The sequence below is a fragment of the Nocardia sp. A7 genome (assembly GCF_046549215.1).
Classification (GTDB): domain Bacteria; phylum Actinomycetota; class Actinomycetes; order Mycobacteriales; family Mycobacteriaceae; genus Nocardia.
The window spans coordinates 112,626-137,122 of record NZ_JAJPWE010000003.1 but is presented as its reverse complement, the minus strand read 5'-3'; the positions used below and the strand labels follow the sequence as shown (position 1 = coordinate 137,122).

The following is a 24,497-nucleotide window of genomic DNA, read 5'->3' as shown; positions in this document are numbered from 1 at the left end:
CTAGCTAGCTCGAGCGCCGGGCACTATCCGGCCCGGGTGCTAAGTGCCCGGCGGGCTGTGTACTCGGTCCGGCGAGCGATTCGTTCAGTGTCGCAATGATGTTGGAACGGGCCTCACCGGCGGTCTCGGTGGCCTGTTTGCAGGCCGCCAGGATGAGCGCGGCGGCCTCGGTGGGCGCCAGCGTGGTGATGCCTTCGTCCAGCCGCAGGGCGACGAGGGCGCCGTCGCTGTTCACCTCTGCGGTGACCAGCCCGTCCTCGGTGGTGAACCGCCCGTTGACCTGCTTCAACCCGTACAGCGCCGCCTCGAGCGCCTCGAGCTTTCCGGTGACGCCCGCGACCAGGGCATCCATCTCCGCACTCACAGTGGCCTCATCCAACTCGTCTGACCGGTGTCGGCATCGTCGATGCGATCGAGCTCCTCGACCGCCTGACGCCGGGTGGGCAGGTTCATCTTGTCGAGCAGCTCATCGGGGATCTGCGCCTGCTCGCTGTAGACCTCGCGCAGGCGGGCGGCGGCGGCGATGGTCGAGCGTCGGGTCAGGCGCAGGATCTCGTCGGCCAGTGCCTGTGCGCCGAACTGGTATTCGCTGCGCTCGAACTTGAGCGCGATCGGCAGACCCATGCTGGTCGCGCGGACCGAGATCGTGCCCGACCGGTTGGTGCTGACCGCGGACTCCACATTGGGCACCTCGGGGATCGGCGTGCCGGTCATGAGGTGGGCCTGTAGAAGCCGTAGAACTCCATGCCACTGTTCTCCGTTCGGATGGAACTGATCGAAACCGGATCGCCGGCCTCGACGAGCTGCCCGTTGCCGACCACCATCGCGACATGGCCGTCCCACACGGCCAGGTCGCCCGGCATCAGGTCACCGGGGGACACCTGGGGATTACCGATGTGCTGTTCCTGCGCCAGACGCGGCAGTTCGACCCCGGCCTCGCCGTAGGCGTACTGGGTGAGCCCGCTGCAGTCGATGCCCGATTGGGGGTCGTTGCCGCCCCAGACGTACGGGGTGCCGACCGCGCCGATGGCGGAGCGAACCGCGGTGGCGGCCTGCTCGTTGGGTGCCTCGACCGTGCTGCCGTCGGGCAGGGTGACCTTGACCCCGGTGCCGGGCTCCGTCGCCGACCCTGCCGAGGACCCGGTCGACCCGCCTGTGCCGCCGGAGGTCCCGCCGGTGGAGGTCTTCGAGCCGCTGCTGTTGCTGCCGCCCATCGCCGTCGACATCGCCGAGCCCACGGAGCTGAGCACCGTGCTGCCCGCACTCGCCGCGGTCGACAGCAGGCCGGAACTCGACGCCGAGGACGCGAGGCTGGACGCGCCGGAGGTGACGCCCGCCAGCGACGTGCTCGACGGTGCGGGGGTGAGCTCCTGGATCGCGGCGGTCTGGGTGCCCAGTTCGTCCTGCACCCGGCCGACGACGCCCATGCCCTGCCCGATGTGGTCGATCGCCGAGCTCACCACGGCGGTCAGACCGGCGGGTGTGGCGAGGGTGGGGCTGAGCGCGGACACCTGGGACAGGAACGAGTTGACGATCCCGTCGAGCTCCTTCTGCCCGGTCTGCACATAGGCCGCGGCCTGGTCGACGACGGTTGCCATCTCGGTGCCGTTGTCGGACAGGGTGGCCGAGGAGTTCTGCACGCGCAGCGCCTTGGCGGTGGTCGCGTCGACGGCCTGGCCGTCCCACGCGGTGTTCACATTGTTGATGCTGGTGCGACCCTGTTGATAGATCTGGTCGAGGTTGGTCGAGGTGGAGCGCAAGCCGTCGGACGCGCCGCCGGTGCCGAGTACGCCGGTGCCGAAGCTCGACAGCAGATCGAGGAGGGGCTGAGCCAGCCCGCTGAGGTCGATCATGCGTCGGTACCGATATCGCCCGCGGCCGCGGTGAGCGGGGCGGCGTTGTTCAGATCGGTCTCGACCAGGGTGGTCGCGGCGCCGGCGGTGGCCACCCCCATGCTGCCCATGACGGCCGAGAGCTGGGCGATCGACGCGACGTGACCGGCGTGGGCGGCGGAGTAGGCGGCGGTGAAATCGCCGCCGATGAGACCCATGATGGGCCCGAGCAGGGTGGGGTCGGAGGCAGCCGAACCAGCCGCCGCCGTGGCCAGTTCCGTGGCCATCACCTCGGCAGCCGCGCTGTAGGCGATGATGCCCTCGGCATCGGCCGACATCTTTTTCGTCATCGAACTTCCCCCAATCCTCGAGTTCCCGGGCAGAGTACGTCACTCACAGTCTTGGACGCACCGACTCCGCATTCGGTTCCCTGATACCGCGAAAATTTCCCCAGTGGTCGTAGGCGCGAACCGCCAAGCGACCCTATCGTCTTTTCATGCGCACCGACACCGTCGACCATCCGCTGGCCGCGACCCTGCTGAGCACCATGCGGGACGTTCGCACCGACAACGCCACCTTCCGCAATGCTCTGGCCGATCTCACCGGCATCCTCATGTACGAGGCGCTGCGCGACGCGCCGGTGGTGCGCGAGCCGATCGACACGCCGGTCGCGGTCACCGACGGCGTCCGATTGGCGGCGCCCCCGCTGCTGGTTCCGGTCCTGCGGGCCGGCCTCGGCATGGTCTACGCCGCAGCCGAACTCGTGCCGCAAGCCCGCGTCGGCTTCGTCGGCATCGCCCGCGACGAGCAGACCCACGAGCCGGTGCCGTACCTCGAATCCCTGCCCGCCGACCTCACCGGCCTGCCCGTCTTCGTCCTCGACCCGATGCTGGCCACCGGCGGCTCGATGCGTCACACCATCGAACTGCTCGTCGCCCGCGGCGCCACCGACATCACCGCCGTCTGCGTCGTCTCGGCCCCCGAAGGTGTTGCCGCCCTCGCGGCCTCGGGCCTGCCGGTCCGCTTGGTCACCGCCGCCATCGACGAAAAACTCAACGAGCACGCCTACATCGTCCCAGGCCTCGGCGACGCGGGCGACCGCCAGTTCGGTCCACGCTGAACTCAGCGCGGGCGGGCTATTCCCTGCCCGCTGCCAGCGTTCGACAGAACGTGGCGAGTTCAGAGAGTCGCTGGGCGGCAGCCTGTCTCGCGTTGTTCAGGTCTTCTCGGTCGGCTACCTGGGCGAATACTTCCAGGTAGCACTTGAGTTTCGGCTCGGTGCCCGAAGGACGGACGACGATGCGGAAGTCGTCGGCGTCGAAGATCAGTGCGTCGGTGCGTAACCGGCCACGGACCAGTGACTGATCGGTGAATTTGACCGGGGTACCGGCGATTTCGCTGGGTGGGTTCGCTCGGAGCGCGGCGGCCAGCAGGGTCGCGGCGGCCTGATCGGGTAGGCGCAGGGAGACCTGGCCGCCTGCGTGCAGGCCGAATTCGACCGCGTAGGAGTCGAGTTCGGCCTGCAGCGTGCTGCCATTAGCCTTCAGCAGGGCGACGAGATCAGCGGCAGCCACCGCAGCCGAGATGCCGTCCTTGTCGCGGACCTTCGAGGGATCGACGCAGTGTCCGATGGCTTCTTCATAGGCGTAGACGAGTCCGTCGCCCGCTCTGGCCAGCCATTTGAAGCCGGTCAGGGTCTCGGCGTAGCGCGCCGAACGCGCGTCCGCCAGCTTCGACAGCAGACGCGAGGAAACGATGGTTGTGGCGACCAGCGGATCGGTCGGCGAGGTGCGCAGCACGTAATCGGCCAGCAGCACGCCGGTTTCGTCACCGCGCAACATGTGCCAACCAGCCGGACCCGGCACACCGAGCGCGCAGCGATCGGCGTCGGGATCGAGCGCGATCGCCACGTCGGCGTCGATCCGCTCGGCCAGCGCGAGCAACAGATCGGCCGCACCCGGCTCTTCCGGGTTGGGGAAGGCGACGGTGGGGAAATCGGGGTCGGGGGCGAACTGTTCGTCGACCACGTGCACGTCGGCGAACCCCGCCGCGGCCAGCGCACGCACCGCGAGCTCACCGCCGACACCGTGCAGCGCGGTGAGCGCGATCCGCACATCCGCCCGCTCGCCGGGACCGCCGAGCAGGCCGGGCAATTCCGCGACGCGCGCGAGATAGCGATCGACCAGATCGGCACCGGAAACCGAGACAGGCTCCCGCGCAACAGGTTCGACAACCGCCTCGATGCACTTCTCGATCTCGCTGTCGGCAGGCGCGAGCAACTGCGACCCGCCGTCGAGATACACCTTGTAACCGTTGTCGGCGGGCGGATTGTGCGAGGCGGTGATCTGCACCCCCGCCACCGCACCCAGCTCGCGGACCGCGAACGCCACCACCGGGGTGGGTACCGGATCCGGCAGCACTGTCACGGGAAAGCCCGCGGCAGTGAAGATCTCGGCGGTTGCCGTGGCGAACTCCGCCGACCCGTGTCGTGCGTCCCGCCCGACCACCACGGCCCCACCGCCGAGGCACCGCTCACGCAACCAGTCGGCCAGCCCGGCCGTGGCCCGCGACACCGTGGTCACGTTCATCCCGTCCGGGCCATCGCGCAACGGTCCACGCAGGCCTGCGGTCCCGAAGCGCAGCATCTACACGCGCTCCAGAATGCCGCGCAGCAGCTTGCCGAGCCGCGGCGCCGCGGCCTGTCCCTCGGCCAGCACCTCGGCATGCGAAAGGTGTTCTCCGGTCACGCCCGCGGCCATATTGGTGACCAGCGAGATGCCGAGCACCTTCGCGCCGAGCGAACGCGCCTCGATCGCCTCGAGCACCGTCGACATGCCGACCAGATCGGCGCCGATGGTCGCGAGCATGCGGATCTCGGCAGGCGTCTCGTACTGCGGACCGGTGAGTCCGGCGTACACACCCTCGGTCAGGCTCGGGTCGATTTCCCTTGTCAGCGCGCGCAATTCGGGATCCCAGGCATCGACCAGATCGACGAACCGCGCACCGACAAGTGGGGTACGCGCGGTGAGGTTGATGTGGTCGGCGATCAGCACCGGCTCGCCGACCTGCAGCCCCGCCCGCAGCCCGCCCGCGGCATTGGTGAGCAGCACGATCTCGGCGCCCGCCGCGATCGCCGCGGTCACCGGATGCACCACCTGCTGCGGCGTATAGCCCTCGTACAGATGCTGACGCCCCATCAGCAGCAGCACTTCGTTGTCGTTCACGGTGACCGAATGCACCATGCCGCCGTGGCCCTGCGCACTGGGTTTTCCGAAGCCGGGTAGCTCCGTCATGGGGATCGAGGCATGTGGCGCGCCGATCTCGGCCGCTGCCTCCTGCCACCCCGATCCCAACACCACGGCCACGCGATGACGCGGCACTCCCGTACGTTCGGCAATCGCCGCAGCGGCCTGTTCGGCAGTCATGAGCAGAGTTTATTGGAGCGCTGGCGCGCTCGAGTTCGCGGCCACGTGTGTCCCGACGATCAGGCACCGTTGCTTGCTCCTTCGTCGCCTACGCAACGGCACCTGATCGTCGGGACGGCCGCGAACCGCCGCTGCGCGGCGAACCCTCCTCGGGGTCGGGTCGTGCGGGGCTGAGTAGGTGCCTACCCACGAGTAGGGCAGGGTTCAGGTGCAGACTATTCTCCCTGCATGCCGTATTTGGAGCGCTCTGGTGATGTTTTCGTCCTGTACCTCGGCAACGAGGGCGAGACCGATAACGAGAACCGTTTTTCGCCGGACTGGATCGACGCCTTCCACGGCGCACTCGACAAGGTCGAGGCGTCCGAGGGTGCTGCCGCGCTGGTCACCGTCGCGACCGGCAAGTACTACAGCAACGGCCTCGACACCGACTACGTCTTCGGCAACCTCGACAAGATCCACGGCTACCTCGACCGGGTGCACTCCCTCTACACCCGCCTGCTGACCTTCCCGATGCCGACGGTCGCCGCGGTCAACGGCCACGCGTTCGGCGCGGGCGCCATGCTGGCCACCTCCCACGACTTCCGCGTGATGCGCGGTGACCGCGGCTTCTGGTCGCTGCCCGAGGTGCACCTCGGCATGCCGTTCACGATCGGCATGAACGGCTTGCTGAAGGGTCGCCTGAGCAACCAGGTGTGCGTCCAGGCGATGACCACCGGCCACCGCTTCGGCGCCGACGAGGCCCTCGCCGCGGGCATCGCCGATGCCAAGGCCGACGCCGACGAGGTGCTGCCCACCGCGATCGCCCGCGCCGCCGCGCTGACCGCCCTGCGCAAGCCGATCACCCCGATCATCAAGACCGCGCTGCACGCCGAAACCCTCGCCGCGCTGGCCACCCCGGTCACCCCGGAGAACCTCCCCTTCGGCAACTGACCACGCTCGCCGGTGCGCCGCTGTCGGGCACTGATGCAAGACTGGTGCCATGGCACCCTCGCGCACCGGCGAACTCACAGCCACCGCCTCCGACACCGCGATTGTGGCTGCCTCCGACGAGCTGATCGGGCTCTCGCACGCGATCCACGCCGAACCCGAGCTGGCCTTCGCCGAAATGCGTAGCGTCGCCAAGGTCCTCGCGCCGCTGGTCGAGCGCGGATTCGCCGTCACCACCGGTATCGCCGGACTGTCGACGGCCTTTCGCGCCGTCTACGGCAGCGGCCCGCTGACCGTCGGCATCTGCGCCGAATACGACGCGCTACCCGAGATCGGGCACGCCTGCGGACACAACATCATCGCCGCGTCCGCTGTCGGCGCCGCCCTCGGATTGGCCGCCGTGGCCGACGCGCTCGGGCTGACCGTGGTCGTGCTCGGTACACCCGCGGAGGAGAGCGGCGGCGGCAAGGTGCTCATGCTGGAAGCGGGCGCCTTCGACGACATCGCGATGGCGATGATGGTCCACCCCGGACCCGCCGATATCGTCGGCGCGCGATCACTGGCACTGGCCGACCTCGCCATCGTCTTCCACGGCCGTGAGGCGCATGCCAGCGCCGCGCCGGAACTGGGCCGCAACGCGGGCGACGCGGTCACCGTGACCCAGGTTGCCGTCGGCTTGCTACGCCAGCATCTACGGCCTGGTCAGCAGCTGCACGGTATAGTGTCCGACGGTGGTGTTGCCCCCAATATCGTGCCCGGACGCGCGGAGTTGCTGTACTACCTCCGTGCGGCCGATTTCGGCTCACTCGACGACCTGATGCGGCGAGCGAAGGCGTGTTTCGAAGCGGGCGCCCTGGCGACCGGCTGCACCCACGACATCCGGACGCTCGCGCCCACCTATACCGAGCTCACCCCCGATCCGGTTCTCTCCGCTGCCTACCGCGCGCAGATCACCGGACTGGGACGGGTGCCGATCGCGCCCGAGCTCGAGGTGCTGCGGCCGCTCGGGAGTACCGACATGGGCAACGTCACCAACGTGATCCCCGGTATCCACCCGGTGATCGGCATCGATGCCGGTGGCGCGGCGACCCATCAGCCGGAGTTCGCCGCCGCCGCCGTGAACGCCTCGGCGGACCGCGCGGTGCTCGACGGCGCGCTGGCGTTGGCGCGTACCGCTGTCGCGATAGCGGGCGATGAAGTACACAGGGACAGGTTGTTGCAACGGCTGATCGACCGACAGGAGGATATTCGGTGACCATTTCCGGCCATCCGGGCACCGCACGCGCAGGCTCCGACGCGCTATCGGTGGGTGTGGGTACCCACTCGATCGCGCGGGAGAACGCAGCGTGTCCGACCATGCCGGACACCGAACCAACGCTGATGTCGGGAACCGAGATCGTCGACGCATGGCTGGCCGAGCACACCGGTGACCTGGTGCAATGGCGCAGACACATCCACGCCAACCCCGAGTTGTCCCGTGCGGAGTTCGCCACCACCGAGTTCGTGTCGGGCTGGCTCACCAAGGCCGGGCTGAGCTGGGAGGTGCTGCCGGGCGGCACCGGTCTGCTCTGCGACTTCGGCCCCACCGACCGTCCGCGCATCGCCTTGCGCGCCGACATGGACGCGCTGCCGATGCAGGAATTCACCGGTCTGACCTTCGCCTCGACGGTGCCCGGTGTATCGCATGCCTGCGGGCACGACGCGCACACCACGGTGCTGCTCGGTGCCGCGCTCGCGCTCGCCGAGGCCGAGGACAGGCTGCCGGTGGGAGTGCGGTTGGTGTTCCAGCCCGCCGAGGAAGTGATGCCGGGCGGTGCGCTGGATGTGGTCGCGGCCGGTGGGATGATCGGGGTGGACCGGATCTTCGCGTTGCACTGCGATCCGCGTCTGGAAGTCGGCAAGGTCGGTGTGCGGACCGGTGCGATCACCTCCGCGGCCGACACCGTCGAGCTGGTGCTCGATTCACCGGGTGGGCATACCTCGCGGCCGCACCTGACCAGCGATCTGGTCTATGCGATCGGGACTGTCATCACGGGCTTGCCCGGTCTGCTGAGCCGACGTGTCGATCCTCGAACCAGCACGGTCATGGTCTGGGGTGCGGTGAGTGCGGGCAAGGCGCCCAACGCGATTCCGCAGACGGGCATGCTCACGGGCACCGTGCGAACCGGCGATCACGCCACCTGGCTGCTGCTGGAACCGCTGGTCCGCGAGATCATCGACGGGTTGCTCGCGCCGACCGGTGTGCGCTATCAGCTCAACTACAAGCGCGGTGTGCCGCCGGTGGTCAACGATCCGACCTCGGCGTTGATGTTCGAGAACGCGATCCTGGGAATGGGCGAGGCCGCGCTGGCCGACACTTCCCAGTCGGGCGGTGGCGAGGACTTCTCCTGGTACCTGGAGGAAGTGCCCGGCGCCATGGCCAGGCTCGGCGTGTGGTCGGGCGTCGGCGAGCAGTTGGACCTGCACCAGCCGACTTTCGACATCGACGAGCGTGCTCTGGCTGTGGGTGTCCGGACGCTGACGAACATCATCCTGCAAGCACACTGAACGGTCCCGTGCCGGTCACGTGACCGGCACGGGTCTCGCTCAAGCTCCAGGTCCGACGTTCTTGCTGTTGCGGGTGCGCAGCGAGTGGACGTAGTCCTCTGGGGCGCCTGCTTTTTCGGCCGCGTCGGCGATCACGCCGATGTAGCGGGCCGAGGGGAGGCCGCCTTCGTAGGCGTCGAGGACGTAGAGCCAGGCCAGGCGGGATTCGCCCTGGGTGCCGGTGACCCGGATTCGGATCTTCTTGTGGATGCCGAAGTCCGAGCCCTCCCAGCGGTCGAGGCTGTCCTCGTCTTCGGGGGACACGTCGTAGAGGACGACGAACACCCGGGAGCCGGGGTCCTCGACGACGGTGGCCAACGGGCCTTCCCAGCCGATGTCGTCACCGGCGAAGGTCAGGCGCCAACCCTCCAGCCACCCGGTCCCGGACATGGGCGAATGCGGGCAGCGTTCCAGCATCTGCGTCGAGTCCATGTTGGACCCGTAGGCGGCATAGATCGGCACCATGGAACTGTAGCCAATAACCACGGCGGAATTCCCCTCTCCCACCCAGATCGGCTGACAGTCACATTGACGGTGGCGCCGTAACAACCCGCCGGCGCCCCCGAGGGCCCTGCGTGGTGACGCTTCGCTACCGACTCAGGGGCCCGCTGGTCACGCCGAGAACGTGGCACAGAACACGCGCACCGTTGTTCACCGATCCGACCCGGGCATGTCACATCGCACCTGAAATGATGAGTCGACAGCACGGACGAGCCCTCACAAGGGGCAGGTCCGATCAGGCGAGCACAAGGAGCGTGACTGGTGGCACGGATTGCGATCATCGGTGGTGGACCGGCCGGATACGAGGCGGCACTGGTAGCCGCCCAGCACGGGGCCACGGTGACCCTGGTCGACGCCGACGGCATCGGTGGCGCCTGCGTGCTGTGGGATTGTGTGCCCTCGAAGACCTTTATCGCCTCGACGGGCCTGCGTACAGATCTGCGCCGCGCGCGCGACCTCGGCATCAATATCGATGCCGACCAGGCGAAGGTGCATCTGCCCGAGGTGAACGCGCGCGTCAAGGCGCTCGCACTGGTGCAGTCCTCCGATATCCGCACCAAACTGCAGGCCGCGGGCGTGCAGCTACTGCCGGGCTATGGCGAATTGGTCGGGCCCGCACCGGGTTTGGCGCATCGCGTGCGTGCGAATCTGGTGGACGGCAGCTCCGAGGAGTTCGAAGCCGAGGTCGTGCTGATCGCGACCGGCGCGAGTCCGCGGGTGCTCGTCGGCGCCGAGCCCGACGGTGAGCGCATCCTGAACTGGCGTCAGCTCTACGACCTGCCGGAACTGCCCGAGACGCTCGTCGTCGTCGGATCCGGTGTCACCGGCGCCGAATTCGTGTCCGCGTACACCGAGATGGGTGTGCGGGTGAAGCTCGTGTCGAGCCGTGATCGGGTACTGCCCGGCGAGGACGCCGACGCGGCCCTCGTGCTCGAGGAAGCCCTCGCCGAACGCGGCGTCGAGTTGGTCAAGCACGCCCGCGCCGACGCCGTGGAGCGCACCGCCGACGGCATCGTGGTGAAGCTGTCCGACGGCCGCACCGTCACCGGCTCGCACGCGCTGATGACCGTCGGATCCACCCCGAACACCGACAACCTCGGTCTCGACCGGGTCGGCATCGAGCTCGATCGTGGCGGATACCTGCGCGTTGACCGGGTGTCGCGCACGTCGGTGCCCGGCATCTACGCCGCGGGCGACTGCACGGGCCTGCTGCCGCTGGCTTCGGTCGCCGCCATGCAGGGCCGGATCGCGATGTACCACGCACTCGGCGAGGGCGTGAGTCCGATCAGGTTGAAGACGGTGGCCTCGGCGGTGTTCACCCGCCCGGAGATCGCGACCGTCGGCGTCAGCCAGACCGCCATCGACAACGGTGAAGTGCCCGCGCGCACGGTGATGTTGCCGCTCAACACCAACCCGCGCGCGAAGATGTCGGGGCTGCGGCGTGGCTTCGTCAAGATCTTCTGCCGCCCGGCGACCGGTGTGGTGATCGGCGGTGTGGTGGTCGCGCCGATCGCCTCGGAACTGATCCTGCCGATCGCGCTGGCGGTGCAGAACAACCTGACGGTCACCGACCTGGCGCAGACGTTCTCGGTGTACCCCTCGCTCACCGGTTCACTGACCGAAGCCGGACGTTTGCTGATGCGCCACGACGACCTGGACTGAGCCCGTGACACGCCGAATGTGAAGCGAATCACAGGGGCCTCCAGGTTTCGAATTGTGTTGGTCGCCAACGCTGCTCGTCGATTCCCGGCGACCGTCACACCCGGTGTTTGCGCAGGCGGAGCCAGGGGAAAGTGAAACCTGTTGCCGCGTTGCCTGTCCCGCGCTCATGTGGTTGACTCACGGCCGAGGCGTGATCAGATTTGATCGCGTGGTGGAGCAGTGGGGGATTCCCTCCGGGAAAGGGACTACGAAAAGTGAAGCATCGTAAGCCGAGTCGGGCGCAGCGAGCGATGGCAAGCACGTCGTTGCCGCTGGCTGCCGCGGCAGCAGTGGCGACCCTCCTCGCGGCGCCGGCCGGCGCGGTCCCCAGCGACCAGCCGACCACGCCCGCCACTCCGGCTCCTGCGCAGCCGGGCCAGCCTTCGGGTGAAGTCGAGACCCCGGACACCCCGGAGAGCGTCAAGCCGGGCGAGACCAAGCCGACGCCGGCCCAGCCGGGCGTCACCAGTCCCGCGCCGGGTCAGCCGGAACAGGGCACCCCCGCCAAGCCGACGCCGAGCCAGCCGGGTGTCACCAAGCCCCGTACCGCACCGCTGCCGGTGCCGGGACAGGCCCAGCCCGCGGTCCAGCCCGAGCTGGAAGGCGCGACGCCGGACCAGCCGGGCACCACCACGCCCGAGACGGGCACCACGCCGACCCAGCCCACCACGCCGAGCCAGCCCACCACGCCGCGTCAGCAGACGCAGCCCACCGTGCCGTCCGATCAGGGCACCGGGACCGGCACCCAGGCCGAGGTCGAGTCCCCGGACACCCTCGTCCAGGAGCCGAAGGAGCCGACCTGGCAGGCACCACGCCTGGCCAACGCGCCTGCCGCCCCTGTCGTCGAGATGGAGGGCCCGCGTCAGGAAGTCGGCGTCACCGTCGACGGCGCCGGGATCCTGGCCAACACCCACCACTACAACAACGCCTCGGGCTACGTCGGCACCGTCGGCTACCGGGCGCCCGGTGGCGGTTTCGGTGACGCCGGTGTCTCGGTGGAGTACGTCGGCGCGAACGAGGTGAAGGTCACCACCTTCACCGGTGGCGACGGCCGTGCCGACAACACCACGGTGACCGTGCTCGACACCACGCAGGCCAACCTGGCCAAGGCCGCGGTGGAGAACTGGATCAAGGCGCAGCCGGGCGGAACCGCCGCGCTCGATGCGGCCGCGAAGGCTACACTGCCCGTGCCGGGGGAGCTGCTTCAGACGTTGAACGTCGCGGGTGTGAACACCCAGTGGGGTGGCTCGCTCCAGTACTGACACGCAGTATGTCGTGTGGGGCGGTCGCCTTCGACCGCCCCACACGTGTGTCCTGGGGAAAGGATAGGTCTTGGGCACCGAGGGCGACGACAACGAACGCGGCGATCAACGACCTGCCGCGGAATTCGGTCCTCCCGTAAGCGATTTCGGGCCGCCGGTCGACGACGCCGGTTTCGGCGGGCCGGTGCCGGCCACGCCGCCGCCTGCGCCGACCGGGGTCCCGGAGCGGGGTTGGAGCCCGGCCGGTACGCCCGCGCCCGGCCCGTTCGGACCGCCTGCCGGTGCGCCCGCGCAGAGTCCGTTCGGTGGGCCCGTTGCCGGTCAGCCGCCTGTTGCCCCGCCGCCCGGCGGTCCGTTCGGCGGATCGGTGCCGGGCAGCGGTCAAGCGCCGCCTCGGCTGCCCGAGGGTCGTCGTTCCGCGCCAACCTCTGTCTTCGGTGACGCCGTCGCGACGCCGCCGCCCGTCCCTCGCCTCGGTCCGCCCACACCGTTCGGTGGTCCTACCCCGGGTGGTCTGCCTGCTGCCGACCCGACTGTGCGCTTCGGTGTCGAGCCCCCGCGCAGCGAGGGTTCGGTGTTCGGCGATTCCGTGCCGGTGACGTCCGGTCGTGAGCTCACCGAGGTGATCCGGCGCGGTCGTCCCGGGTCGAAAGACCCTGTACCGCAGGCGAAGCCGACCGAGGTCAAGCCGCTGGAACTGGAACGGCCACCCGAGGGCTCCCGCACCCCCCTTCGGCCCGATCCGCCCCGGCCCGCGGGCGACAGGTGGTGGGACGCTCCGGACGACGACGGCGCGATCCCGAAGCCGCCCTCGGAGCCGGGCCTGTCGTGGGCAGACGACCCGATCGCGCGCCGCCTCGCACCGAAGAATCCGCTCACCCCCGCACCGGTGGAGCAGGAACCCGACAACAAGCGTCTGCGCTGGATCATCGGCGGGGTGGCCGCGGCGGTGCTGCTCGTGGTGGCGCTTGTCCTGACGATCGGTCTGGTCAAGCGCGGCGGCGGGGCCGATCCCGGCGTCACGGCCGCGCCGGTGCCCTCGGTCGCCTCGGCCACCGAATGCCAGTCTGTCGCAGAACAATCCGTCACTGTCGGCAACGGCCCGGGCGACACCGCCTCCGGCGCCAGAGCCATCCTCGGCTTCCAGTACGCCTTCTACACCGATCGTTCCGGGGCGAAGGTGCGCGAATTCGTGGCGCCCGACGCCGAGAACATCTCACCCGCCGAGACGATCCAGCAGGCGATCGACGGCCAGATCCCCGCGGGCACCACGCACTGCGTGAAGATGCGCGAAACCAGCGTGGGCCACTATGACGTCGAACTGCGCGAAATGCACCCCGACGGCTCGGCGGTGGTCTACAAACAGGAAATCATCACCACCAACACCGACGGAAAGTGGCAGGTCAAGTCCATCACCGCTCGGTAGAGTCTCACTCTATGAGACCACAATTTCATATTCTGGCGGACGATATGCAATCGTAGGATGATTGCTTCCCTTGGCGTCCCCGGAGGTTCCCATGTCGCTGACCACCCCCGCATTGGCGGGCAAGCTCGCAGGTCTGCAGAGCTCGGCGATCAGGGACCTGCTGAAACTGACGGCCCGTGACGACGTCATCAGCCTCGCGGGCGGCCTTCCCGACGCCGCCCTGATGCCGCGCGAACGCATTGCCGTCGCCGCCGAGGTCGCTCTGCGCGATCCCGCCGTCCTGCAGTACACCGAGTCCGCCGGCTGGCCCGCGTTGCGCGAGGTGATCGCGGCCCGCGAATCGGCCAAGATCGGCCGCGCGGTGCCGGTCGCGGAAGTCTTCATCACCCATGGCTCCCAGCAAGCGCTCTCGCTCCTGGCCGAAGTCCTCCTCGACTTCGGCGCCCTGGTGATCGTGGAAGATCCCGCGTATGTCGGTGCGCTGCAAGTGTTTCGAGCAGCAGGTGCCCGCATCGTCGCCGTCCCCCTGGATGGCGAAGGCATGCGCATCGACCTCCTCGAAGACCTCCTCGCGGCGGGCGAACGCCCCGCCGTCGTCCATACCGTCTCCACCTTCCACAACCCCGGCGGCGTCACCCTCGCCCCCCAACGCCGTCGCCGCCTCGCGGAACTCGCACAGGCTCATGGCTTCTGGGTGATCGAAGACGACCCCTACGGCGAACTCTGGTTCGACGCCCCGGTCCCGGCGCCGGTGGCGTCGTACTCGCCCCAGGTGATCCGACTCTCCAGCGTCTCCAAAATCCTGTCCCCCGCGCTCCGGGTCGGCTGGCTGATCGCCCCCGAAAAAGTCTGTCGCGCAGTGGAACTGCTCAAGCAAGGCGCCGACCTCTGTGGCTCGGCCCTCACCCAGCAGATCACCGCCACTCTGCTGACAGACACCGATTGGCTGGCCACCCACGTCGATTCGATCCGTACCACCTACGGAACCAGGGCCCGCGCCCTGACCACCGCCCTTCGCACCACCTTCGCCGACCGACTCCACTGCACCGATCCCACCGGCGGCATGTTCATCTGGGCCGAATTCCTCGACAACACAGACACTTCCACGCTCCTGCCCACCGCCCTGGAATCCGGTGTCGCCTACGTCCCCGGCGCGGCCTTCGCCTTCGCCGACACCACCCCCAACACCCTCCGCCTCTGCTTCACCACCTCCGACGAGGCCACCCTGGCCGAAGCGGTCGCCCGTTTGGTCAAGGCGGCGTCGGCCTGAGCGGGCCGTTGCCCCGGGCGGCCGCGGGCGGTTCATTCAGACCCAGTTGTAGGTGCGTTCGACGGCCTTGTTCCATTCGGCGTAGCGGCGGGTGCGTTCGTCTTCGGGCATGGTGGGGGTCCAGGTCTGGTCCGCTGTCCAGTTGGCTCGCAGGTCTTCCAGGTCGGACCAGTAGCCGACGGCCAGGCCCGCGGCGTAGGCGGCGCCCAGCGCGGTGGTTTCGCGGACTACCGGGCGGACCACGGGGACGTCGAGGATGTCGGCTTGGAACTGCATGAGCAGGTTGTTGCCGGTCATGCCGCCGTCGACTTTGAGGGTGGTCAGTTCCAGGTCCAGGTGTTGGGCGGTGGCGTCGGCGCGCATGGCGTCCACCACCTCGCGGGTTTGGAAGGCGGTGGATTCCAGTGCGGCCCTTGCCAAGTGGGCTTTGGTGACGAAGCGGGTCAGGCCGGCGATGACGCCGCGGGCATCGGGGCGCCAGCGGGGAGCGAACAGGCCGGAGAAGGCGGGGACGAAGTGGGCACCGCCGTTGTCTTCGACGGTGCGGGCCAGGGGTTCCACTTCCTCGGCGGAGGAGATGATGCCGAGGTTGTCGCGCAGCCACTGGACCAGCGAGCCGGTGACGGCGATGGACCCTTCCAGCGCGTACACCGCCGGGGTGTCGCCGAGTTGGTAGCAGGCGGTGGTGAGGAGGCCGTGCTTGCTGAACACCGGCGTGGTGCCGGTGTTGAGGAGCATGAAATTGCCTGTGCCGTAGGTGTTCTTGGCTTCGCCGGGGGACAGGCAGGCTTGGCCGAAGGTCGCGGCTTGCTGGTCGCCGAGGATTCCGGCCACCGGGATGCCTTCGAACGGACCGGAGGTGATGTCGGCGTAGACCTCCGACGAGCTGCGGATCTGCGGTAGCAGCGACATCGGTATGTCGAAGTCGGTGCAGATCTGCGCATCCCATCGCAGGGTACGAAGATCCATCAGCATGGTGCGTGAGGCGTTGGTGACGTCGGTGAGGTGTTCGCCGGTGAGCTTCCACAGCACCCAGCTGTCCATGGTGCCGAAACACAGGTCACCGGCTTCGGCGCGGTCTCGGACGCCGTCGACATTGTCGAGGATCCAGCGCAACTTCGGGCCCGCGAAATAGGTGGACAGCGGCAGACCGGTACGGTCCGCATAACGTTGCGGCCCTTGCTCACCCGCGAGTTCGGTGCACAGCCGGTCGGTGCGGGTGTCCTGCCAGACGATCGCGTTGTACACGGGCTCGCCGGTGGCCCGATCCCACACCACGGTGGTCTCGCGCTGATTGGTGATCCCGACCGCGGCCAGATCCCCGGCCGAACACCGACTCGTGCCCAGCGCCGCACCGAGCACCGCCTCGGTATTGCGCCACACCTCCGCCGGATCGTGCTCCACCCAGCCGGGCTTCGGGAAGATCTGCCGATGCTCGCGCTGCGCGGTCCCGACGATCCGACCCTGCCGATCGAAGATGATGCACCGACTCGAAGTCGTGCCCTGATCGATGGCAGCCACATAGCGACGCATTGCTGCAGGTTACCGAAAGCGGGGCCCGCTGCCACCAGCTTTGTCGTCGGCGATGAGCGCGGCGGCGGATCGCTCGTGCTTCGGTGTACGCGCCGAATTTTCGCTCACACGCCTCGCCGGACCCGTCACGAGGGCCCAGCGGGCACTAGGTTTAGCGTGTACGCAGCGGCGCCGCCGAACGCGGCGTTTGCCCCCACTGTCGACTGGGACCGGCCGGAATCGGTCGGCGGCGAGGAGTCGAGGATGTCGCAGACACCGGAGTTTCCGTACTTGCACCCGGGTGAGCTGGTCGCGGGTGGGAAGCGGGACCGGCTCGGGCCTGGTGATCTGGGGCCCGAGCATCGGCGCACCGCCTGGGAGCGGCTGGGTAAGGATCAGTTCGACGTCCTGGTCGTCGGTGGTGGCGTTGTCGGTGCCGGTATCGCACTCGATGCCGCGACACGCGGGCTGTCGGTCGCGCTGGTCGAGGCCCGTGATCTCGCGTCGGGCACGTCGAGCCGGTCGTCGAAGATGTTCCACGGCGGCCTGCGCTACCTCGAACAGCTCGAATTCGGTCTGGTCAGGGAGGCGCTGAAGGAACGCGAGCTGGCACTGTCGATACTGGCGCCCCATCTCGTGAAGCCGCTGCGATTCCTCTACCCGCTGACCCATCGTGGGTGGGAGCGGCCCTACGTGGCCGCTGGCCTGACCCTGTACGACACCATGGGTGGCGCGAAATCTGTTCCGGGACAGCATCATCTGACCCGTCATGGCGCGCTGCGGCTGGCCCCCGGATTGCGCCGGAATTCGATGATCGGCGGCGTCACCTACTACGACACCGTCGTCGACGACGCCCGCCACACCATGACCGTCGCCCGTACCGCCGCCCACTACGGCGCCGTCATCCGCACCTCCACGCAGGTCGTCGGATTCCTGCGGGAAGCCGACCGGGTCGTCGGGGTGAAACTGCGTGACACCGAGGACGGGCGTACCGGCGAGGCGCGCGCGAGTGTGGTGATCAACGCGACGGGCGTGTGGACCGATGAGGTGCAGAGTCTGTCGCGGCAACGCGGCCGATTCCATGTGCGAGCGTCCAAAGGCGTGCACATCGTGGTGCCGCGCGATCGGATCGTCAGCGACGCCGCGATCATCCTGCGCACCACCACCTCGGTGTTGTTCATCATCCCGTGGGGCGCGCACTGGATCGTCGGCACCACCGACACCGACTGGAATCTCGACCTCGCCCATCCCGCGGCGACCAAGGCCGATATCGACTACCTGCTCGACCGGGTCAACGAGGTGCTGGTCACCCCGCTCACCCACGCCGACATCGACGGTGTCTACGCGGGCCTGCGCCCGCTGCTGGCGGGGGAGAACGACGAAACGTCCAAGCTCTCGCGCGAGCACGCCGTCGCCAGGGTCGCCCCCGGGCTGGTGAGCATCGCGGGCGGCAAGTACACCACCTATCGGGTGATGGCCGCCGACGCGATGGACGAAGCGGCACAGGACATTCCGGCGCGTGTCTCGCCCTCGATCACCGAGAAGGTCGCGCTGCTCGGCGCCGACGGTTACTTCGCCTTGGTCAATCAGACCGTGCAGCTCGCCGAGCACTACGGCATCCACCCCTACCGGATGACGCATCTGCTCGACCGTTACGGCTCGCTGGTCGACGAGGTGCTCGCCATGGCCGAGGGCAGACCCGAACTGCTGCAACCGATTACCGACGCACCGTCCTATCTGCAGGTCGAGGCGGTCTACGCGGCCGCCGCGGAGGGCGCGCTGCACCTCGACGACATCCTGGCGCGCCGCACCCGCATTTCGATCGAGTACTCCGATCGCGGCGCCAACAGTGCCGAACAGGTCGCCCACCTCATCGCACCCGTACTCGGCTGGGACACCGACGATATCGACCGCGAGGTATCCACCTACCAGGCCCGCGTACGCGCCGAGATCGAATCGCAGACCCAACCCGACGACAAGTCGGCCGACGCACTGCGGGCGGCGGCTCCCGAGCCGCGCCCGCAGCTACTGGAGCCGGTGCCGCAGGACCGCTGAGGCTCAGACTGGGTCGATGCGCGCCTTCAACAGGCAGAACTCGTTGCCTTCGGGGTCGGACAGGACGTGCCACGACTCCTGCCCCGTCTGGCCGATATCGGCCGGGCGCGCGCCGAGCTTCAGCAGGCGTTCGAGCTCGGCGTCCTGATCGCGATCGGTGGGGTTGACGTCGATGTGCAGGCGGGATTTCCCGTGCTCGGGCTCTTCGGTGGTGCTGAGGATGATGGTCGCCTGCGGACCGCCGAACCCTTCGCGCGGGCCGATCTCCACTGTGCCGTCGTCTTCTCGATCGAGGACGACGAAGTCGAGGACCTCACACCAGAATTTGGCGAGCGTCTCTGGGTCGCGACAACCGAGTACGAGCTCACTGATTCGACATGCCATTACGAAACCTGCTCTCTACCTGGGGAAACGGGCGGGGGTTGGCAGCGCGGGCAGAAGAAGATGCCACGCTCGTACCGGGTGATGCGATCGGCGGTGTCGTCTTCGCCGAGGAGTTGGGAGGCGATGGGGGTGCCGCAGCGGGGGCAGGAACGGCGAGTACGTCCGTAGACCATGGCGCGCCAAGGTGGTTGGTGTGCGGCTTTGCCGAGGACGCGATGAGCTTCGTCGACGAGGGCCACGAGATCGGGGATGTCGCCGACGGGGGTAACGGGGTGGACTTTGCGCAGGAAGCAGATCTCGCTGCGATAGATGTTGCCGATGCCCGCCAGATTGCGTTGGTCGAGCAGGGCGAGACCGATCGCGCGGCGGGGGTACTCGGTGAGCCTGCGCAAGGCCTCGGCCGCATCCCAGTCCGGGCCGAGGAGATCGGGGCCGAGGTGGTCGATGACAGTGTGTTCGTCGGCGCGCAGCAGCACTTGCACCTTGCCGAGCGAGAAGCCGACGGCCTCGACCTCGTCGTTGGCGAGCACCAGTCGCGCGGTGACGGCGGGTTTGGTCCAGCGTTGACCACGGTGGAACACCCGCCACACACCTTCCATCTTCAGGTGGGTGTGGATGCTCACCCGGTCGGTGCGGATGAACAGGTGCTTGCCGTAGCTGGCGACCTCCTCGACGCGCTCACCGACCAGATCCACGGTGGCGTATCGCGGAACCCGGAAATCGCTGCGGGTCAGCGTTCTACCGACCAGCGCCGTGCGCAGGCGCTGCGCGGCGCGGAAGACAGTGTCGCCCTCTGGCATTCGACTACACCTGCCTGCGCAGCCGCAGACCGCTTGGGGTCATCGAGAAACCGGCCTCGACGAGGACTTCGGCGAACAGGTTGCCGTGCACGGTCTCTCCATTGATCTTGTCGATCACCAAGCTGTCGACCCTGCGGTCGCGGACCAGTCCGGCCAGCGCGATCGCCGCCGCCCGGCGCAGACCGACGTCCTCGGTGAAGCTGAGCAGCGTTTTGCCGCCGCGCTCCGAGTAGAGCACCAGTTCGCCACCGACCAGCACCACCACGGCGCCCGCTTTGCGGCCCGGTCGATGCCCGCCTTCGGCGTCGCTCTTCGGCCATGGGAGGGCGGCGCCGAAGGGGTTGGCCGGGTCGCACGCCGCGAGGGCGAGCGCGACGCCCGCTCTGGTGTTGTCACGGTCGGTGTCGAACGAGCGCAGGCGGTCGACGGTGTCGGTGGTGGAGAACTGGGCGCCGCCGAGCGTGTCGACGAAATAGCCGCGCCTGCACCGGCCGCGATCCTCGAACTCGGTGAGTACCCGATACATCAGCTGGAAACCGCCTGCTGTTCCTTCGTTCTGCACCGAACCGCGAGTCAGCACGCCGTAACGTTCGATCAGCTGATCGGCGGTGGCGTGGGCACGCACGGTGTTGTCCTGCACGCGTTCCGGCAGAATCGACCAGCGGCCTGCCAGCGTCGGCGGGCCCGAGCGGGTCGGCATCGAGGGTCTCGGCAGGTACGCGCGGCCGCGGGGAGCGCGGCGTGGGGTGCGGTGCGCGGTGGCGGCGCGGGCGGTGCCGGACAGTAGGGCGCGCACCGGGGTGAAGGTGTCGCCGGAGACGTAGCCGGCCCAGACCAGCTGCCACAGTGCGTCACCGACTGCTTTGTCGTCGAGCAGACCGGTGGCATCGGAGAGTTGGCGGAAGAAGTAGGCGCCGCCGCCGGTCACGGTGGGTGGCATTTGTGTGGCACCACCGGAAGGGGGCCAAGGCTCCAGCGTCGCGCCGAGTGCGGCAAGGAGGCCGAGCTGGATATCGGTGGGGTCGATCTCGTCGGCGGGAGGCAGCGTGAAGGGGGCTTGGTCGGTCAGGTGCAGGGCGATCCAGCCGTCGCGGGCGGTGATGGCGCCGTGGCCCGACCACACCACTTCGCCGGTCGCCATCAGTTCGTCCAGCATGGCGGGGGAGTAGTCGCGGACTCGCATGGGCAGGATCAGCGACTCCCAGGCTGATGCCGGAATCGGCACGCCCGCCAGCTGTTCCACCACTGTCGCCACGCCGTCGACACCGCGTAGCTCGCCGGATCCGACGTGTTGCCAGGACGGCAGGAACCGAGCGAACGCGGCGGTGGACACCGGCTCGACTTCGTGCCGAGCGGCAGCAAGGGAACGGCGGCGCAACCGGCGAAGGACCTGTGCGTCACACCACTCGCCGCCGGCGGTGCCCGGCGTGAATTCGCCTTCCACCACGCGTTTTTCCGCGAGCAAGCGGTGCAGCGCCGTCGCGGCGACGGCCGTTCCCAGGCCGAAGCGGTCGGCGACCGCGGCGGTGGTGAACGGCGCGTGGGTGCGCGCGTAGCGCCCGACGAGGTCACCGAGCGGATCGGGCACCGGTTCGATGAACGCCGCGGGCACGCCGATCGGCAATGGCACGCCGAGCGCGTCCCGCAGACGAGCGGCGTCCTCCACCGCCACCCACCAGGTACGTCCCGCGAACGAAACCTCCAGTGCCCGTCGCGCATCCAGCAGTTCCGCGAACCAGGCGGGCGCGTCGGAATCGTCGAGCCGGTCGTGGTCGGCTCGACCGGAATCGAGACCACCATCCGCCCTGTCGCCGGCGGGGTCAGCATCCGCTGGGGTCGCTCGGCCTTCCATCGCCTCGGCGTGGCGAGCGGCGGACGCGGTGCCAGGGCGGGGGACGCAGCGGGCCGCGGCTTCGGTGGGGGTGAGGGGGCCGAGGAGGCGGAGAAGATCGGCCAGGCCCTCGGGGTCGCGGGCTCGGCGTTCGGGGGTGCGGCGTTGGAGTTCTTGTTCGGTCAGGGTGATGACAGCGGGGTCGAGGAGTTCGCGGAGTTCGACGCGGCCGAGGAGTTCGGCGAGCAGGCTGGAGTCCAAAGCCAGTGCGGCGGCCCGGCGTTCGGCCAGTGGGTTGTCGCCGTCGTAGAGGAATTGGCCGATGTAGGAGAACAGCAGAGCGCCCGCGAAGGGTGACGGGCTCGCGGTTTCGACTTCGATCAGGCGGATTTCGCGGCGGGCGACCTTGGTGAGCAGGTCGCGCAGGGCGGGCAGGTCGTAGACGTCGCGCAGGCATTCACGCACGGTTTCCAGCAGGATCGGGAACTGCGGGAATTTGCGTGCCACGTCCAGCAATTGGGCCGAGCGCTGCCGTTGCTGCCACAGCGGTGCGCGCTTGCCGGGGTCGCGGCGGGGGAGCAGCAGCGCCCTGGCGGCGCATTCGCGGAAGCGGGACGCGAACAGCGCTGAGCCACCGACCTGTTCGGTGACGATGTCGTCGATCTCGTCGGGCTCGAAGGCGAACAGTTCCGCGCCGGGCGGCTGGTCGGTGGTGTCGGGCAGGCGCACCACGATGCCGTCGTCGGAGGCGGTCGGGGCGGCGTCGATGCCGAACTGTTCCTGCAGGCGCGCGCCCACCGCCAGCGCCCACGGTGCGTGCACCGGGGTGCCGTAGGGGGAGTGCAGCACCAGCCGCCAATCGCCGAGTTCGTCGCGGAACCGCTCCACGATCAGCGTGCGGTCGGTCGGCAATTGACCGGTGGCGCTGCGCTGTTCCTCGACCAGGCTGACGAGATTCGCTGCCGCGTTCTGATCGAGCCCAGCTGTGCGCATCAACTGTTCGAGCCGTGCCGCGGACCTGCCCTGCGCGGCCGGCGATGGCGCGACGACTTCACCCGCCTCGGCGCCCATGTTCGCCACGATCCGGCTCAGCTCATCGGCAGGTACCTGGCCCGCCGTACGCACGAATTCGCCCAGCGCAGCACCCAACTCGGCCGGGCGCCCCAATCCGTCACCGTGCCAGAACGGCAACCTGCCCGGCAGCCCGAACGCCGGTGAGACCAGCACCCGATCGAAGGTGATCTCCTCGATCCGCCAACTCGTCGCACCGAGCGCGAACACATCACCGACGCGGGATTCGTAGACCATCTCCTCATCGAGTTCGCCCACCCGAGAAGCCTTTTCGCCCACCATGAACACCGCGAACATCCCACGGTCGGGAATGGCGCCGCCCGAGGTGACCGCCAGTCGCTGTGCGCCGGGGCGGCCGGTGATGGTGCCCGCGTCGCGGTCCCACACCAAGCGCGGACGCAGTTCGGCGAACTCGTCGGACGGGTAGCGCCCGGCCAGCAGGTCGAGCACCGATTCGTAGGCCGAACGGGGCAGGTTCGCGTAGCTGCCGGTGGAGCGGACGATATCGAACCAGACGTCCACGTCGATGGATTCGAGCGCGCAGGCCGCCACCGTCTGCTGAGCGAGGATGTCGAGCGGGTGCGCGGGGATCTGGAGTTGCTCGATCTCACCCGCGAGCATGCGCTGGGCGGCGACGGTGCAGTGGATCACGTCGGTGCGGTGTTTGGGGAACAGCACGCCCCGCGAGATCTCGCCGACCTGGTGCCCGGCGCGTCCGACCCGTTGCAGCCCACTGGCCACCGAAGGCGGCGCCTCCACCTGCACCACCAGATCCACCGCGCCCATATCGATGCCGAGTTCGAGACTGCTGGTGGCCACCACACAGCGCAGGCGACCGGTCTTGAGATCGTCTTCGATGATCGCCCGCTGTTCCTTGCTGACCGACCCGTGATGGGCGCGCGCCAATAGGTGATCGGCCCCGTGGATCACCTCGGTGGACGGGCCGAGCTGGGCGGGCGGCTTGTGCTCGGTCGCCACCGGCTCGCCCAGCCGAGCGGAGTAGGTCTCGTTGAGGCGCGCTGTCAGCCGCTCGGAGAGCCGCCGCGAATTGGCGAACACGATCGAGGACCGATGCTCGAGCACCAGGTCGACGATGGCCTCGTCGACATGCGGCCAGATCGACCCCGGTTGATCGGAATCGCTCCCGGGATCGGTCATATCGGCCACCGGCACCCGCACCGACAGGTCGAAGGTCTTCGGCGCGGGCGGTCGCACAATGGTGATCGGCGCGTTCCCGACCAGGAACCGCCCCACCGCCTCGGGTGGGCGCACCGTCGCCGACAACCCGATCCGCTGCGCGGGCTTGTCGGTGAGCTGATCCAGCCGCGCCAGTGACAACGCCAGATGCGCACCACGCTTTGACCCGGCGATGGCGTGAACTTCGTCGACGATCACCGTGTTGACCTGGGCGAGCGTCGCGCGAGCCGCCGAAGTCAATAGCAAGAACAGTGACTCGGGCGTGGTGATGAGAATGTCCGGCGGCGTGCGCAACATCGCCCGTCGCGCTGCGGGCGGAGTGTCGCCGGAGCGCACCCCTACCGAGATATCCGGCGGGTCGAGCCCCAATCGTTTCGCCGTCTGCGTCACTCCCACCAGCGGCGCTCGCAGATTGCGCTCCACGTCCACGGCCAGCGCCTTCAACGGCGACACATAGAGCACGGACGTGCCCCGAGTCGCCCCCTTCTCGGGTGGCTCCCGCTGGGCCAGCTGATCGATGGCCCACAAGAACGCCGACAAGGTCTTGCCCGAACCCGTCGGCGCGATCACCAGCGTGTTCTCGCCGGCGGCGATCGCGTCCCACGCGCCGAGCTGGGCCGACGTCGCGCCGGGGAAGGCGCCGTCGAACCACTGGGCAGTCGCGGGGGAGAACCGATCCATAGCACCAAGTGTGCACCGACCCACTGACAACTTCGC

20 protein-coding genes are annotated in these 24,497 nt (G+C 68.7%); 9 read left to right on the top strand and 11 right to left on the bottom strand.

Annotation, left to right across the window (positions count from 1 at the left end):
- Positions 1-4: 4 nt before the first annotated feature.
- From ACLJPD_RS18690 to ACLJPD_RS18675, 4 genes are read right to left on the bottom strand one after another with little or no spacing between them, the layout of a single operon-like run.
- Positions 5-364, bottom strand: coding sequence for a YbaB/EbfC family nucleoid-associated protein (locus tag ACLJPD_RS18690; RefSeq protein ID WP_410873606.1), 360 nt, complete (start codon positions 362-364; stop codon positions 5-7).
- Positions 361-714, bottom strand: a complete 354-nt coding sequence (locus ACLJPD_RS18685; RefSeq protein WP_410873604.1) for a hypothetical protein — start codon at positions 712-714, stop codon at positions 361-363. Before ACLJPD_RS18685 ends, ACLJPD_RS18690 begins: the two co-directional genes overlap by 4 nt.
- Entirely contained in the window at positions 711-1,853 is a 1,143-nt protein-coding gene (locus ACLJPD_RS18680; protein ID WP_410873602.1) for a C40 family peptidase, read from the bottom strand. Before ACLJPD_RS18680 ends, ACLJPD_RS18685 begins: the two co-directional genes overlap by 4 nt.
- Positions 1,850-2,182, bottom strand: a complete 333-nt coding sequence (locus ACLJPD_RS18675) for a hypothetical protein (protein ID WP_410873600.1) — start codon at positions 2,180-2,182, stop codon at positions 1,850-1,852. Before ACLJPD_RS18675 ends, ACLJPD_RS18680 begins: the two co-directional genes overlap by 4 nt.
- 146 nt (positions 2,183-2,328) lie before the next feature.
- Between ACLJPD_RS18675 and upp the strand changes: the two genes are divergently transcribed.
- Positions 2,329-2,952, top strand: coding sequence for a uracil phosphoribosyltransferase (gene upp / locus ACLJPD_RS18670; protein WP_410873598.1), 624 nt, complete (start codon positions 2,329-2,331; stop codon positions 2,950-2,952).
- A gap of 16 nt (positions 2,953-2,968) precedes the next feature.
- Here the strand turns inward: upp and ACLJPD_RS18665 are convergent, their stop codons facing one another.
- Entirely contained in the window at positions 2,969-4,477 is a 1,509-nt protein-coding gene (locus tag ACLJPD_RS18665) for a phospho-sugar mutase (protein ID WP_410873596.1), read from the bottom strand.
- Positions 4,478-5,257, bottom strand: a complete 780-nt coding sequence (locus ACLJPD_RS18660; RefSeq protein WP_410873594.1) for a purine-nucleoside phosphorylase — start codon at positions 5,255-5,257, stop codon at positions 4,478-4,480.
- A gap of 228 nt (positions 5,258-5,485) precedes the next feature.
- Between ACLJPD_RS18660 and ACLJPD_RS18655 the strand changes: the two genes are divergently transcribed.
- The 3 genes from ACLJPD_RS18655 (at position 5,486) to ACLJPD_RS18645 (ending at position 8,731) form a co-directional block, all read left to right on the top strand.
- Positions 5,486-6,187 carry an enoyl-CoA hydratase-related protein gene (locus ACLJPD_RS18655; RefSeq protein ID WP_410873592.1) on the top strand — a complete coding sequence of 234 codons (702 nt, stop codon included), beginning with the start codon at positions 5,486-5,488 and terminating at the stop codon, positions 6,185-6,187.
- Positions 6,188-6,236: 49 nt separating this feature from the next.
- Positions 6,237-7,439, top strand: coding sequence for a M20 family metallopeptidase (locus ACLJPD_RS18650; RefSeq protein WP_410873590.1), 1,203 nt, complete (start codon positions 6,237-6,239; stop codon positions 7,437-7,439).
- A gap of 101 nt (positions 7,440-7,540) precedes the next feature.
- The gene (locus ACLJPD_RS18645) at positions 7,541-8,731 is read left to right on the top strand and encodes a M20 family metallopeptidase (RefSeq protein WP_410874486.1); all 1,191 of its coding nucleotides are present in this window, start codon (positions 7,541-7,543) and stop codon (positions 8,729-8,731) included.
- Between the two features lie 39 nt (positions 8,732-8,770).
- Here the strand turns inward: ACLJPD_RS18645 and ACLJPD_RS18640 are convergent, their stop codons facing one another.
- A complete protein-coding gene (locus ACLJPD_RS18640) occupies positions 8,771-9,232 on the bottom strand; it encodes a gamma-glutamylcyclotransferase (protein WP_194826037.1) in 462 nt (153 codons plus the stop codon).
- Between the two features lie 300 nt (positions 9,233-9,532).
- Between ACLJPD_RS18640 and ACLJPD_RS18635 the strand changes: the two genes are divergently transcribed.
- The 4 genes from ACLJPD_RS18635 (at position 9,533) to ACLJPD_RS18620 (ending at position 14,930) form a co-directional block, all read left to right on the top strand.
- Positions 9,533-10,933 carry an NAD(P)H-quinone dehydrogenase gene (locus ACLJPD_RS18635; protein ID WP_410873588.1) on the top strand — a complete coding sequence of 467 codons (1,401 nt, stop codon included), beginning with the start codon at positions 9,533-9,535 and terminating at the stop codon, positions 10,931-10,933.
- A gap of 290 nt (positions 10,934-11,223) precedes the next feature.
- The gene (locus ACLJPD_RS18630; RefSeq protein ID WP_410873586.1) at positions 11,224-12,234 is read left to right on the top strand and encodes a hypothetical protein; all 1,011 of its coding nucleotides are present in this window, start codon (positions 11,224-11,226) and stop codon (positions 12,232-12,234) included.
- A gap of 70 nt (positions 12,235-12,304) precedes the next feature.
- On the top strand, positions 12,305-13,660 hold the full coding sequence (locus tag ACLJPD_RS18625) for a hypothetical protein (RefSeq protein WP_410873585.1): 1,356 nt from the start codon (positions 12,305-12,307) through the stop codon (positions 13,658-13,660).
- A 91-nt stretch (positions 13,661-13,751) separates the two neighbouring features.
- Positions 13,752-14,930, top strand: a complete 1,179-nt coding sequence (locus ACLJPD_RS18620) for a PLP-dependent aminotransferase family protein (protein WP_410873583.1) — start codon at positions 13,752-13,754, stop codon at positions 14,928-14,930.
- A 36-nt stretch (positions 14,931-14,966) separates the two neighbouring features.
- On the opposite strand, the gene glpK is transcribed toward ACLJPD_RS18620, so the two are convergent.
- On the bottom strand, positions 14,967-16,463 hold the full coding sequence (gene glpK / locus ACLJPD_RS18615) for a glycerol kinase GlpK (protein ID WP_410873581.1): 1,497 nt from the start codon (positions 16,461-16,463) through the stop codon (positions 14,967-14,969).
- Positions 16,464-16,706: 243 nt separating this feature from the next.
- Between glpK and glpD the strand changes: the two genes are divergently transcribed.
- Entirely contained in the window at positions 16,707-18,497 is a 1,791-nt protein-coding gene (glpD, locus tag ACLJPD_RS18610; RefSeq protein WP_410873579.1) for a glycerol-3-phosphate dehydrogenase, read from the top strand.
- A 3-nt stretch (positions 18,498-18,500) separates the two neighbouring features.
- Here the strand turns inward: glpD and ACLJPD_RS18605 are convergent, their stop codons facing one another.
- The 3 genes from ACLJPD_RS18605 to ACLJPD_RS18595 are packed head-to-tail and all read right to left on the bottom strand — an operon-like array spanning position 18,501 to position 24,461.
- Positions 18,501-18,881 (bottom strand): VOC family protein, encoded by a 381-nt coding sequence (locus ACLJPD_RS18605; RefSeq protein ID WP_410873577.1) that lies wholly within the window; start codon positions 18,879-18,881, stop codon positions 18,501-18,503.
- Positions 18,881-19,681, bottom strand: a complete 801-nt coding sequence (locus ACLJPD_RS18600; protein ID WP_410873575.1) for an Fpg/Nei family DNA glycosylase — start codon at positions 19,679-19,681, stop codon at positions 18,881-18,883. The genes ACLJPD_RS18605 and ACLJPD_RS18600 overlap by 1 nt, the downstream gene beginning before the upstream one ends.
- 4 nt (positions 19,682-19,685) lie before the next feature.
- Positions 19,686-24,461 carry a DEAD/DEAH box helicase gene (locus ACLJPD_RS18595; RefSeq protein ID WP_410873573.1) on the bottom strand — a complete coding sequence of 1,592 codons (4,776 nt, stop codon included), beginning with the start codon at positions 24,459-24,461 and terminating at the stop codon, positions 19,686-19,688.
- Between the last annotated feature and the right edge of the window lie 36 nt (positions 24,462-24,497).